The 12989-nt window shown below is 38.3% G+C and carries 17 protein-coding genes and 1 pseudogene; all 18 read left to right on the plus strand.

The features are described from left to right. Positions 1 to 4: 4 nt before the first annotated feature. The 18 genes and pseudogenes from fliM to fliQ all read left to right on the plus strand — a co-directional run bounded on the left by fliM (position 5) and on the right by fliQ (position 12988). Entirely contained in the window at positions 5 to 955 is a 951-nt protein-coding gene (gene fliM / locus ACAN53_RS00835; protein WP_379965620.1) for a flagellar motor switch protein FliM, read from the plus strand. 112 nt (positions 956 to 1067) lie between these two features. Continuing rightward, positions 1068 to 1313, plus strand: a pseudogene (gene fliN, locus ACAN53_RS00840) (flagellar motor switch protein FliN); the annotation flags it as partial. A 184-nt stretch (positions 1314 to 1497) separates the two neighbouring features. Further along, on the plus strand, positions 1498 to 3072 hold the full coding sequence (gene fliD, locus ACAN53_RS00845) for a flagellar filament capping protein FliD (protein WP_379965623.1): 1575 nt from the start codon (positions 1498 to 1500) through the stop codon (positions 3070 to 3072). Between the two features lie 2 nt (positions 3073 to 3074). Beyond that, positions 3075 to 3434, plus strand: a complete 360-nt coding sequence (locus ACAN53_RS00850) for a hypothetical protein (RefSeq protein WP_379965626.1) — start codon at positions 3075 to 3077, stop codon at positions 3432 to 3434. A gap of 14 nt (positions 3435 to 3448) precedes the next feature. Beyond that, entirely contained in the window at positions 3449 to 3832 is a 384-nt protein-coding gene (gene fliS / locus ACAN53_RS00855) for a flagellar export chaperone FliS (RefSeq protein ID WP_379965629.1), read from the plus strand. A gap of 321 nt (positions 3833 to 4153) precedes the next feature. After that, positions 4154 to 4537 (plus strand): flagellar basal body rod protein FlgB, encoded by a 384-nt coding sequence (gene flgB, locus ACAN53_RS00860; protein WP_379965632.1) that lies wholly within the window; start codon positions 4154 to 4156, stop codon positions 4535 to 4537. A 10-nt stretch (positions 4538 to 4547) separates the two neighbouring features. Continuing rightward, entirely contained in the window at positions 4548 to 4982 is a 435-nt protein-coding gene (flgC, locus tag ACAN53_RS00865) for a flagellar basal body rod protein FlgC (protein WP_379965635.1), read from the plus strand. Between the two features lie 14 nt (positions 4983 to 4996). Continuing rightward, the gene (fliE, locus tag ACAN53_RS00870; RefSeq protein WP_379965638.1) at positions 4997 to 5287 is read left to right on the plus strand and encodes a flagellar hook-basal body complex protein FliE; all 291 of its coding nucleotides are present in this window, start codon (positions 4997 to 4999) and stop codon (positions 5285 to 5287) included. A 29-nt stretch (positions 5288 to 5316) separates the two neighbouring features. Next, positions 5317 to 6891, plus strand: coding sequence for a flagellar basal-body MS-ring/collar protein FliF (fliF, locus tag ACAN53_RS00875; protein ID WP_379965641.1), 1575 nt, complete (start codon positions 5317 to 5319; stop codon positions 6889 to 6891). An 18-nt stretch (positions 6892 to 6909) separates the two neighbouring features. Then, positions 6910 to 7911 carry a flagellar motor switch protein FliG gene (gene fliG, locus ACAN53_RS00880; protein ID WP_379965644.1) on the plus strand — a complete coding sequence of 334 codons (1002 nt, stop codon included), beginning with the start codon at positions 6910 to 6912 and terminating at the stop codon, positions 7909 to 7911. After that, positions 7901 to 8653 (plus strand): FliH/SctL family protein, encoded by a 753-nt coding sequence (locus tag ACAN53_RS00885; RefSeq protein WP_379965647.1) that lies wholly within the window; start codon positions 7901 to 7903, stop codon positions 8651 to 8653. The genes fliG and ACAN53_RS00885 overlap by 11 nt, the downstream gene beginning before the upstream one ends. After that, the gene (gene fliI, locus ACAN53_RS00890; protein ID WP_379965650.1) at positions 8646 to 9989 is read left to right on the plus strand and encodes a flagellar protein export ATPase FliI; all 1344 of its coding nucleotides are present in this window, start codon (positions 8646 to 8648) and stop codon (positions 9987 to 9989) included. The genes ACAN53_RS00885 and fliI overlap by 8 nt, the downstream gene beginning before the upstream one ends. After that, on the plus strand, positions 9967 to 10416 hold the full coding sequence (fliJ, locus tag ACAN53_RS00895; RefSeq protein WP_379965653.1) for a flagellar export protein FliJ: 450 nt from the start codon (positions 9967 to 9969) through the stop codon (positions 10414 to 10416). The genes fliI and fliJ overlap by 23 nt, the downstream gene beginning before the upstream one ends. A gap of 44 nt (positions 10417 to 10460) precedes the next feature. After that, the gene (locus ACAN53_RS00900; protein ID WP_379965656.1) at positions 10461 to 10982 is read left to right on the plus strand and encodes a MotE family protein; all 522 of its coding nucleotides are present in this window, start codon (positions 10461 to 10463) and stop codon (positions 10980 to 10982) included. 27 nt (positions 10983 to 11009) lie between these two features. Next, complete coding sequence (gene fliN / locus ACAN53_RS00905) at positions 11010 to 11348, plus strand: flagellar motor switch protein FliN (protein WP_379965659.1); 339 nt, start codon at positions 11010 to 11012, stop codon at positions 11346 to 11348. Between the two features lie 13 nt (positions 11349 to 11361). Further along, a complete protein-coding gene (locus ACAN53_RS00910) occupies positions 11362 to 11958 on the plus strand; it encodes a flagellar biosynthetic protein FliO (protein ID WP_379965661.1) in 597 nt (198 codons plus the stop codon). Between the two features lie 113 nt (positions 11959 to 12071). Then, positions 12072 to 12704: a flagellar type III secretion system pore protein FliP gene (gene fliP / locus ACAN53_RS00915; RefSeq protein ID WP_379970190.1), complete on the plus strand. Its 633-nt coding sequence runs from the start codon at positions 12072 to 12074 to the stop codon at positions 12702 to 12704. A gap of 14 nt (positions 12705 to 12718) precedes the next feature. Beyond that, positions 12719 to 12988 carry a flagellar biosynthesis protein FliQ gene (gene fliQ / locus ACAN53_RS00920; RefSeq protein WP_379965664.1) on the plus strand — a complete coding sequence of 90 codons (270 nt, stop codon included), beginning with the start codon at positions 12719 to 12721 and terminating at the stop codon, positions 12986 to 12988. Position 12989: the final 1 nt, after the last annotated feature.

The raw sequence follows: 12989 nt of genomic DNA on the forward strand, positions 1-12989 counted from the left end.
GTAAATGGAGGAATTTATCCCATCATTTCATACTGATCAGCCATTATCTGAAGAAGAACAAAACGTGAAAGTCTATGATTTCAAAAAAGCTCTACGTCTATCGATTGAGCAAGTTCGTGTGTTAACGAGAATTCATGAAAATTTTGCTTATCAGCTTTCCTCATCCATTTCAGCATTGCTTCGTACGATTGTACAAGTGGAAGTCGTTTCCGTTGAGCAGACATTGTACGAGGAATTTATTAACCAATTGCCTACTGTAACGGTTCTAACCATATTTGAAGCGGTTAAGCAAGAAGTGCGCGTGGTGATGGAAGTGAGCCCGCGCATGGCATTTGCAGCGATTGATCGTTTATTAGGCGGACCAGGAACTATCAATGAACTTGAACATATTAGCATAACGCCAATCGAAAAGAATGTGCTCAGACGATTATTTGAAGGCTTTGTACAAAATATTGAAAAGGCATGGAATAGTATCATCCCGATTGAATTTAAAATGCTCGATATTGAAACGAATCCGCAGTTCTTACAAATTGCCATTCCAACTGAAACTGTAATTGTAATTGCTTTCGATGTGTTAATCGGAGACATGAAAGAGCGGATGCATATGTGTATTCCGTATATGTTAATTGAACCATTTATATCGAAGCTATCCTCATACCAGTGGTATGCCAATCGGCAAAAAGCAAAAAATATTGAAGAAAACGAGCATCTGCAAGAAAAAGTAGAAAATTTAATTGTTCCGTTAACGGTTGAACTTGGCCGTGGAAGCATTACCATTGAAGAATTTCTTGGCTTAGCAGTTGGTGATGTGATCCAGCTGAATCAACTAACAGATGCTCCGTTACATGTGAGAGTAGGAGAACAAACAAAATTTCTAGCTATGCCGGGAACGAAAAAAACACGAATGGCAGTTAGAATTGAAAACGTACGAGAAGGAGATGGGGAAAATGGATGATAACGGAAAGCTATCGCAAGAAGAATTGCAGGCATTATTAGGTGAAACAGAAGCTCTAAAGAGCAACGATACGTTATCACCGTCCGCTTCAAATAGGAATGAGAAAGAATTCGACCAATTAAATTTACAGCTCTTGAAATCTATCCCTCTTGAAATCGTTGTTGAATTGGGTAGAACGAAAAAGAAAATTAATGAAGTGCTCGAATTAACGAACGGTTCTATCGTTGAGCTTGAGAAAATAGCTGGAGAGCCGTTAGATGTCTACATTAATAATAAGCTCATTGCAAAAGGTGAAGTTGTAGTCATAGATGAGCATTTTGGGGTTCGAATTACAGAGATTTGTAAACCAGTACTCTAATACATAACAAAGGGGTGAAGGAGGATCTTCTTCATCCCTTTGTATAATATACAAAGATGTTCTTTATTAAGAAAGAAAATTTGAATGCTCATTTCTTAAATATCATTAAACGATATATAAAATCTGCCGATACATGAAAGTAGAGTAGAAGTCCGATAAGTAAAAAAAGAAGGAGTGATTGAATATGCTTCCAAGTGATTTAAGAATTACAGGAATGGCGTCTGGTCTAGATACACAAAGTATTGTGACAAAGTTAATGGCTGTAGAACAAATTCCTTTAAATAAAATTATGCAAAACAAGCAGTGGACGCAGTGGCAACAAGCTGCTTACCGTGATGTGAATACAAAGCTATTAGATTTTCGAAACTCGTTTCAAAATTTACGTCTGCAGTCTACATTCCAAGCTAATAAAATCCAATCGTCAGATACAAGTAAAATCACAGCTACACAAAGCGGTAATCCAAGTCAAACGAATTACAGCATTACCGCCGCAACATTATATCAACCTGCCATCCCTTCATCGGTGAAATTTTCATCTGTAGACGCAAGTCTTACCGATACAACAACAGCATTTGGGACGGGAAAGGGATTCAGCTTTACGCTTACTGATCCCACTACTACTAATAATACTACTATCGTGTTAACAGATACCGATAATATACAGACAGCTTTGTCAAAAATTAATGCACAATCCCAAAATACACATGTTACAGCGAGTTACTCAGCGGGGGATAAGGCACTCGTTTTTACGTCTAACCCAGGTTATTCGTCTATTGCAATCTCGTCTGCTCCTACAAATGTGTTAAATATTGCAAATGGAACGGTAGATTTAAATCAAAGTACAATTGCGGGTGGGAATCAGGGTAAAGCAAGTGTAAATGGTAGTGCAACAATTAACGGAGTCAACCTTACGCTAACGAGCAATACATTTGCCTTTGATGGCGTGCAGTTTACGTTAAACAGCAACATTACAAGTGGTGCTGTCAACATTACAAAAACGCCTGATTCAGATGCGATTTTTACTAGTATTAAGACATTTGTAGACAAATATAACGAAATGATTACAACATTTAATGGGAAAATAAGTGAAACAAAGAATAAGGACTATCCCCCTTTACTTGATACTCAGAAATCAAGCATGACGGATACACAAATTACGCAGTGGGAAACAGAAGCGAAAAAGGGCGTATTACAAAATGACTCGATTGTGGGGAAATTGTTAACTTCATTGCGCAAAGCGATTTATAGCACCGTTTCGGATCCAACTGCAGGTACGGTAAATAGTAATTTCAACTCACTTGCTAAAATAGGGATAACTACAAGTACGGACTATCATGACAATGGAAAGCTTGTCATTGATGAAGCGAAGTTAAAAGGGCTGTTGCAGACGAATGCAACAGATGTTCAAACGTTATTTACGAAAACATATGATACTGGTACTGTATCGGATACCACTTTAAATAGCACAAGTAAATTTCAAAATAGCGGCGTTGCATGGCGGATTTATGATCAAGTAAATGCGACTTTAAAACAACTCGTAACAAAAGCAGGCGATCCGACCTTACAAATCGGAGGCAGTCTGTTAGATAAAAGTATTCAAGATATTAATAAGCAAATTACTTCATGGCAAGCAAGCTTAACGCAAAAAGAAAATCAATATTGGGCTAAATTTAATGCGATGGAACAAGCGATGCAGCAATCTAATAGCCAGAGCAGTTGGTTAACTTCACAACTAGGTACATCACAAAGTGGTAAGTAAACATGATTGAAGAAAAAGAAAAACAAATCGAAGTATATTATCAAATTACTTTGCAACTTCTGGATGCCTTAACGAACGGAAGAGAAGACGTTGTTAATTCCTTGCTTAATAAGAGAGAGGAAGCCATCAAGAAAATGGATGCAATTGATGATACAGAAAAACAGATTGTAATGAATGATACTATACAAGAGCAAATAACAAAGCTATTACGCATGGAAAAACAAATTCAAGAAATGCTTTTTCAAGCGATGAAACAACATGAAAAACATATTGTGAGTATTCGTAACGAATCTTTTCTCTTCAAGCATTACGATCAGCCGGTTATCATTCCAAATGGAGCATTCTACGATAAAAAGAATTGAAAGAGGGAAGTTAGATGATTAACAAACCGAATCCATATGATGTATATAAACAAAATCAAGTGGTAACCTCCAGACCGGAAGATTTAACACTTATGTTATATAACGGTGGCGTAAAGTTCTTGCTACAAGCTAAACAAGCGATGCAACAACAAGATTTACCAAAAGCACACACCTTAATCATACGTGCACAAGACATTATTAATGAGCTGCTCATCACGTTAAATCCCGACTACGAAATTACCAATCAATTAGCTCCGCTTTATGAATACATGAAAGCAAGATTAGTAGAAGCCAATTTAAAGAAAGACATCACATATGTAGAAGAAGTAGAAGGAATGTTCAAAGAATTAAGAGATACATGGTCACAAGCTATGAAAAGTTTATCCGGTAGACAGTAACATCCTTTCGAATAAAGCTTACTTTAAAAATTCACAAAATGTACAAATTTTTTTAATCAAGAAGAATTATTATTAAAATAATTCTTCTTTTTTTTGTATATTTTGATATCCTATTAGAAAAAGAATCTCATTTTATATTTAAATTTAATGTAAAAATCATTAAATTTGCTTATATTTTTCAATTTTTTCCCTTTATTTTTGAAAAATAGAAATATTTTCATTTCTATTTTTCTCAACTTGTCGTAATATATTATCGAAATATATTATATTAACAGGTTGCTAATGCTGTATATGGTGATTTTTAATAGGCAGGTGAAAAGTATGGTGCAAGTAATGAATATTTTATCTAGTGCATTAGATGCAGCCTCGATGAGACAGCAGACCATTTCCAACAATATTGCTAATGCAAATACACCAAATTTTCAGCCGGATCAAGTTGTATTTGAAGATATCTTACAGCAAAAGCTGAGTAATTTCTCTTTTTCAGGTACAGCAACAGATCCAAGGCATATCTCCATTGGTGGCCAAAGCGATACGGTTACACCATCGTTAATGAAACAGCCCGTAGTTATGAATAATAACGGGAATGGGGTTGATCTCGATTCCGAAATGTCGAAACTTGCTGAAAATTCGATTTGGTATCAGTCCTTAGCCTATGGAGTAAGTGAGCAATTTAATTTATTAAATATCGCATTAAAAAAGTAGGTGATGTTCTATGTCCATTTTTCAACCTTTATCGATTAGTAGCTCTGCCCTAACTGCTCAGCGTCTGAAATTAGATACGATTTCATCGAATATTGCTAATGCAAATACAACGCGGGGCCAATTTGTTAATGGGCAGTGGCAGCCGTATCAAAGAAAAACGGTGGAGATCGGTACGAAGCAGCCAGCACCCTTCTCACAATATTTACAGCAACAATTAACAGGAGTACAAGTCAATGGTATTGTGGCGGATCAAAGTCCAGCTCGTCCTGTTTATGATCCGACCAATCCAGATAGCAATGCACAGGGATATGTAATGATGCCAAATGTTGATGTAACGAAGGAAATGGTGGATTTAACAGCTACATCCCGTGATTATGAGGCAAATGTTACAGCATTTAATGCCGGAAAAGCGATGCTTCTGAAAGCTCTTGAAATCGGAAAATAGGGTGGGATTGAAAGATGAATGTAACAGGAATACAGCCAAATGCAGCATGGATGAATATATCAGGTACGCAGCAGACCAGTGGAACTTCCTCGTTTGGAGATGTTTTGAATCAATACATACAACAAGCAGATAGCTCGATTAAAGATGCTGATAATCAAGCGCTTCTTGTGGCAAGCGGTAAATCAACAAATTTGCAGGATATGACTATTGCTTCTCAAAAAGCAAGCATTGCGATGCAGTTAACAGTTCAAGTTCGTGACAAGATGCTTGAAGCCTATCAAGAAATGATGAGATTGCAAGTATAACGGTAATTTTGAAAAGCGGTGGGATAATAATGAAGGAACGAATAATCGAATTAGGCAAGAATATGAAGCAATCTTGGAATTCGGTTAGCAAACGAAATAAAATTTTGTTTACTAGTTTATTTTTTGCTCTCATTATCGGATTATCTTTATTCATATACTTTGTCTCAACTCCGAAATATGTTCAGCTTTATACGAATGAACTAAGCCAAAAAGAAGTGGGCGATATTAAAGCAGAGTTGGATAAAGAAGGATATACAAAATATAAACTAGATAAACAGGGAACGGTTTTACTCGTTCCACAACAGGATGCACCGAACTTGCTCGTATCTTTGGCTTCGAAAGGATTGCCGAAAACGGGTGCTATTAGTTTTTCAGATATGACGAAGGGATTAAACTTTGGAGCGACCGATCGCCAGTTGAATGCAATGGAACGTGAAGCACTTCAAGGGCAAATTGCTGATTTATTAAAACATGTTGAGGGAGTAAAGGATGCACAAGTTGTGCTAACCTTGCCACAACAAAGCTTGTTTGTTCGTTCGGATCAAAAGGAACAAGCATCTGCTTCTGTTTTAATTAATGTAGCACCAGGTACTACGCTTGAATCCAAGCAAATTCAAGCTATGTATCTCTTAGTTTCTAAAAGTATACCGAATCTTCCGAAAGAAAATATCGTTATGACAGATCAATATGGTCAAGGTCTTGCAAATGCTTCCAGTACGGATGATGGATCTGTAAATATGGATCAATTTCAACAACAACGAAACATTCAGCAAACGGTAGAAAAAGATATGCAACAACGCTTGCAGCAAATGCTAGGCATGTTGATGGGACAAGACAAAGTGATTATACAGCCCTTTGTTAAGTTAAACTTTGATAAAGTAACGGAAAAACAAAATCTTGTAGAACCTGTGAATAAAGATACAAATGAAGGAATTGCTATTAGCGCTGAGAAAATTTCAAAAACGTATACCGGAAATTCACAACCGAATGGTACGAATGCTAATGGACAAATGGATACAACGAACTATCCAGCAGCAGGAAATACGCAAAATAATAAATCAGAAGATATCGAGAATCGCTTTAACTATGAAGTGAATCGGATTTCACGGGATATTGTACAAAGCCCATACAAAATAGATGACTTAACAATCAATATAGCGGTGGAACCACCAGATCCTAAGGATCCAGCATCTCTTACTGATCAAACGAAATCAGATATTCAAAATGTTCTTTCGAATGTTGTGAAATCAGCATTAGCAGATAAAAATTTATCTAGCCAAGATATCGCAACGCGTATTGTTGTATTCCCAAAAGAATTTACAGGAAAACCAAAGACAGCTACAACGGCTTCTACGGCATTACCATGGTGGGTTTATGCTGTATCTGGCTTGGCAGTATTGTTACTCGTTACAGTAGTATTCTTAATGCTACGCTCTAGAAGTGCAAAAAGAAAAGCAATCAATGAAATCGTACCCGAATTACCGATTAAAACTGAAGCAGTAATTGATGAGAATGCCCTTATTAAGAAGCAGGTCGAAGATATGGTTCAACAGCAACCGAAGGAAATTGCAGGATTACTGCGTACTTGGCTTATTAAGGAATAACGGGAAGGGGGTGTTAAGATGGTGAAATATACAAATTTACAAAAAATAGCTATCTTACTTCTTTCAGTCAGTCCAAGTGCTTCTGCCGAAATTATGAAGCATTTACATGAAGATGAAATTGAAAGTATAACGAAGGAAATTACGAATTTACGGATGGTTTCCTCGGAGATAAAACAGCAGGTGATGCGGGAATTTCATGAATTGGCTATTGCCAACAATGTAGCATCCTATGGGGGTATGCAGGCTGCCAAAGACTTACTTCAACAATCCCTTGGCTCAGAAAAGGCGTCCGTATTCTTGCGTCGCTTGAAGACTCAATCAGGAGATAAGCCGTTTCAGTTTGTGGACCGTGCAGAATCTGTACAAATATTAAACTTATTGCAACATGAAAGCGCACAAACAATTGCTCTTGTTCTATCCTATCTCGATTCAGAAAAGGCATCGACTATATTGTCTGCTTTTTCACCAGAAAAACAGATTGATATAGCGAAACGGATTGCTATTATGGATACAGCTTCACCGGATATGATCCATCAAGTAGAGCAAGTTTTAAAAGAACGATTATCTGCGACAAGCACACATAAACAAGTGTCGAAAAATGGAATCGAATCGATCGTAAACATTTTAAACGGAGTAGACAGAAGTACAGAAAAAAATATACTCGATACACTTGAGTCTACGGATCCGCATCTAGCGGAAGAAATTAAACAAAGAATGTTTGTATTTGATGATATTGCATATCTAGACAATCGTTCGGTTCAGCGTATTCTGGTCGATGTGGCGAACGAGGATTTACAACTTGCATTGCGTTCTACAACGCAAACGATGAAAAATGCGATTTATCGCAATATTTCCAAGCGTCGGCAGGATCTATTGGAAGAAGAAATCGCTGCAAACGAATCTGTTCTCATGAAGGATGTAGAAGAGGCACAGAAACGGATTGTCACAATGGTTCGAAAGTTAGAAGCAGACGGCATCATTATTATCTCTCGAAATGGGGGAGACAATCTTGTCATCTAAACTTGTAAAAGCGGCTAAGGTGATAAAAAAAGAAGAACGAAAAATATTAACTATGGCTACTCCCTCTCTTCCTCCGATTGAACAAATTGAGGAAAAGGCTACGGATCCTTTTCTTCAGGAGAGAGAAATGATGCTAGCAGATGTAGAAGTAGAAATAGAACAAAGACGAAATCAAGCAGAGACAGAACTGCAAGAGTGGCGTAACAAAGAGGAAGAACAGTTCCATATTTCTCTGAAACGCATGGAACAGGAAGCTTATCAAAATGGCTATACCACTGGAATGGAAGAGGGACAAAAGCAGTTTGAGGACAAGATCGCGCAAGCTTCTTCCATTTTACAACAGGCATACGAGGAAAAGGAAAAGCTAATAAAGGAAGCAGAACCATTTGTTCTTTCCCTTACAATTGAAATAGCCAAGAAAATTATGCAGCAAGAGCTTAGTCAAAACGAAGAGGCACTTATTCACATGATTCGTCAAACGTTACTTACAATCCATGATGCTTCTTTCATTTCCATTGGCGTTGCGCCAAAAGACTTCGATTTTGTACAAAAACAAAGGCAACAACTCGTAGCTGTAATGGATGGACAAGTGGAAGTGAAGGTATTCCCTGACTATAGTATTTCAGATGGTGGGTGCCGCATCCTTACTCCATATGGCAGTATTGATGCAAGAATTGATGTGCAACTAGAGGAAATAAAAAAGGCTCTTCTTTCTTGTAGGCAGGTGGATTTAGATGAGTAATTGGGATGTTGAACCCTATTTAGAGACGTTACATAATATGAATGCCATCAAAATGAATGGGAAAGTAACCCAAGTTATAGGGTTAACCATCGAATCACAGGGACCTGACGTGAATATGGGGGATATATGTCTTATTTATCCAAATAGGCAAGGTAAGCCCATTCAAGCAGAAGTGGTAGGTTTTCGCAATAATAATGTACTTCTTATGCCGCTTGGTGAAATACATAGTATAGGACCTGGATGTGAAGTTGTGTCTACGGGTAAGCCGTTAATGGTGAAGGTGGGGACTGGACTGCTGGGAAAAGTGTTAGATGGGCTTGGAAAGCCAATGGATGAAAGTAATCTTCCGCTTGGATTAGTGGAAGTAAATGCAAATCGTCTCCCGCCGAATCCACTCAAGCGACCACGAATAAATGCCCCCTTAAGTGTAGGGGTTCGAACCATTGATGGTCTTCTGACGATTGGAAAAGGACAACGCGTTGGTATTTTTGCCGGAAGCGGTGTAGGAAAAAGCACACTTCTTGGGATGATGGCACGCAATACAGAAGCTGATATTAACGTAATTGGTTTAATCGGGGAACGTGGAAGAGAAGTTCTTGATTTTATTGAACGTGATTTAGGAAAAGAAGGATTAGCCAAGTCAGTTGTTGTCGTAGCGACTTCGGATCAGCCAGCACTCATCCGAATTAAAGGTGCGATGATTGCTACTGCAATTGCTGAATTTTTCCGAGATCAAGGAATGAATGTCAATCTGATGTTAGATTCAGTCACACGGTTTGCAATGGCGCAGCGAGAGATTGGCTTAGCTATAGGCGAGCCGCCGACAACGAAAGGCTATACACCATCTGTATTTGCCATGCTGCCGCGGTTATTGGAGAGAGCAGGCACGAATGAAAACGGTACGATTACTGCTTTTTATACCGTTCTTGTCGATGGTGATGATATGAATGAGCCAATTGCAGACGCCGTTAGAGGAATTTTAGACGGTCATATTGTGCTTAGCCGGAGCATCGCACAGAAGGGAATGTATCCCGCTATCGAAGTGACGGCAAGTGTGAGCCGCGTCATGAAGGATATTGCATCTAGTAGCCATATAGCAGCATCCGAAAAAGTAAAGGCGTTAATCAGTGCCTATCAGAAGGCAGAAGATTTAATTCAAATTGGTGCCTATAAACGGGGAACAGCTAGAGAAATTGATGAGGCCATTTCAAATAAGGATTGGATTGATCAATTTTTAAAACAAGGAACAATGGAGGATTCTTCCTTTGAGGCGGCGGTTTCTACATTAACGAATCGATTTGGGGCGATGGATCATGACATTTCGGTACCGGTATGAACAGATTGTTACGATGAAGGAAAAGGAAAAGGACCAAGCACTCACTGACTATGGAGCCTCGGTTATGAAACGGGATGCAATTGTAGCAAGGCTACATGCTCTGCAAGAAAAACGAAACGAATGGATTATGAAATGGGAAAGGGTAGATAACGCTTATACAGCAGCAACCATTCACCAACAAAATGAATATCTTACTTTTTTAGACTTTGAAATATCGCAGGTTTTGAGACAAGTACAAGTTGTGGAGAATGAACTTCGTCTGAAGCAGACTACCTTTTTAGAGAAACGTAAAGATGAGAAAACATGGAATCATTTGCGCGAACAATCACGGGAATTGTATATAAGCAACCAGAATAGACTCGAGCAAAATATGCTAGATGAAATGGCAACCGTTCGCTATTATCAGAAACAATCTTTACCTCACTAGGATTCACAAAATGATAGGTGTCACTTCATGAAGTAGGTGTATGAATGAAAAGTGAAAGATGGAAAGGACCGTTTTATATTTTCGGTGAAATCCTTATTTTTACATTCCTCATATTTATGATTTTATACTTGTTCATGGGGGATGAATTAAGAGATCCGGTAACGAAATCCAATCCTAGTACGCAACAGGGCGGAGATTCCTATGCTGCACTTTCAAAAAAATACGAAAGTATGCAACAAAAAGTGAGTGAGCAGGAGAAGCTCATTCAAGATCTTCAGACAAGCTTACGCGAAAAACAAATGCAACTGGACACGAAGGAAAATGATGCAAGCAAGCAACAAAGTACGGCGAATACAGATGCTTATTATAAAAAGACAGCAGCTACTTATGGAAATATGTCCCCTAGTAATGCTGCGAGTATTTTAGAAAATCTTACCGTGCAGGATGCAGCATCTATTTTAAAATATATGAATGTATCGCAGCAGGCAGATATTCTTGGCAGAATGGATCCGAAAAAGGCTGCTATTGTTTCTAATGCATTAAAGGAACTTGCGAAAAAAGGGTAGGTATCGATTTTGAAAAGAGGGGAAAACGTGAACGAACAAAAAAAAGAAAGCACAGTCCAGTCTGTTACGTTCTCTCCTATTATGGAAGAAACCGTTGATATGGACAAGAAACAGCTACAATTGCTTACAGACGTTTCACTACATGTTTCCTTTGAACTAGGTAGAGCCAAGAAAACGATTCATGACATACTTGAGTTAAAAAAAGGAAGCATTATTCGCTTAGACAAGTTAGCCGGGGAACATGTAGCTATGCTTGTGAACAAAGCCAAGATTGCAGAAGGTGAAATTGTAGTCGTAGATGATCGGTTTGCCATTCGAATAACTGATATCGTTTCGATTCAAGAGAGAGAAAGAAAAATGAAGTGAAGGGAGCAGTCTCATGATCAAATGGAACAAACTGCTACTAAGCTTTCTCCTCGTTTTCTTAGTATGTAGTATGCCCAGCGCGAAAGCGAAAGAAGGAACCGTATACCAGCAGTATAACGATACGAGCTCGCAGCAAAAAAATACCCCGGCAGCATCCTCGCCTGCCCCTGCTCCTTCCGTTGTACCGTATATTTTTCAATTTATCGGTTCATTTGTATTAATTATCGTACTCATTTATGTATTATCAAAAGTGCTATCGAAAAAAGCAACGAAAATTCGGGATAGTGGACCCTTTCATGCTATTGGCAGCTATTCACTGGGAAATAATCGTTCTGTTCAGTTACTCATGATTGGGAATACGATGTATATCGTTGGAGTCGGTGAAAATATTGGATTGATTCGTACCATTCCTCCTGGGGAAGAACAGAAGGAGTTGTTAGAAGCAATTGCTTCTGCAACAGATGAGAATGAAGCCAAATGGACGTTACAATCCTTTGCTTCTGCAGAAAAATGGAATGCTATTTTGAAACAGCAGATGCGAAAGTTGGATCGGAATACACTTCCTCGAAATAAAGATAAGGAGCCAAAGGATGGGGGGAAAGATAATTGAAAAAAGTATTCTTGATTGTTTTTGCCCTCTTTTTTGTAAATCAGAATGTAACCCTTGCAGCAACGAATAGTCCTACTATACCAAGTATCCCTAATATCAGTGCATTAGGGGACATGAATAATCAGTCATTCTCACTGACGCTTGTATTGCTACTGACTGTATTGTCGGTTGCTCCTAGCATTATTTTATTAATGACATCCTTTACGAGAGTGGCAATTGTTCTTTCTTTCGTTCGGACGTCTCTTGGAACGCAGCAAATGCCGCCCAATCAGGTTATATTAGGGCTTAGTTTATTTTTAACGTTTTTTATTATGGGACCTACGTTTCAACAAATAAATGATCAGGCCCTACAGCCCTATATAAAAGGAAATATATCACAGCAAGAAGCATATACGAAGTCAACAGCCCCGATGAAGGAGTTCATGGCGAAACAAACACGTCAAAAGGATTTGAACTTATTTTTAGAATATAGTCACTCACCGAGTTATACGACAGTGCAAGATATTCCTCTTCGTGCTCTCGTTCCTTCGTTTGTAATGAGTGAATTAACGACAGCGTTTCAAATGGGCTTTCTATTATTCATTCCGTTTCTTGTCATTGACATGATTGTTGCGAGTATTTTAATGGCAATGGGGATGATGATGGTACCGCCATCTTTGATCTCCTTACCGTTTAAAATTCTACTGTTTATTCTCGTAGATGGTTGGCATCTTGTCGTACAATCGCTGTTCGTGAGTTACACATAAGAGGAGAAATCGATATGACACCAGAAAGTATGAATGCTCTTGCACAAAGTACAATTTATATTACGATGCTCGTGCTAGCACCTATCTTACTTATTGCACTAGTTGTAGGGGTACTTGTGAGTATCATACAGGCAGCAACGCAAATTCAAGAACAGACGTTAGCGTTTGTTCCGAAAATTGTTGCTGTTCTAGTAGGACTACTCTTGTTTGGACCATGGATGCTAACGAATCTGATTGACTTTACACGCAATATTTTTACAAATCTAACGAAATTTATAGGGTAAT

This window comes from Ectobacillus soli, assembly GCF_042610425.1.
Lineage (GTDB): Bacteria > Bacillota > Bacilli > Bacillales > Bacillaceae_G > Ectobacillus.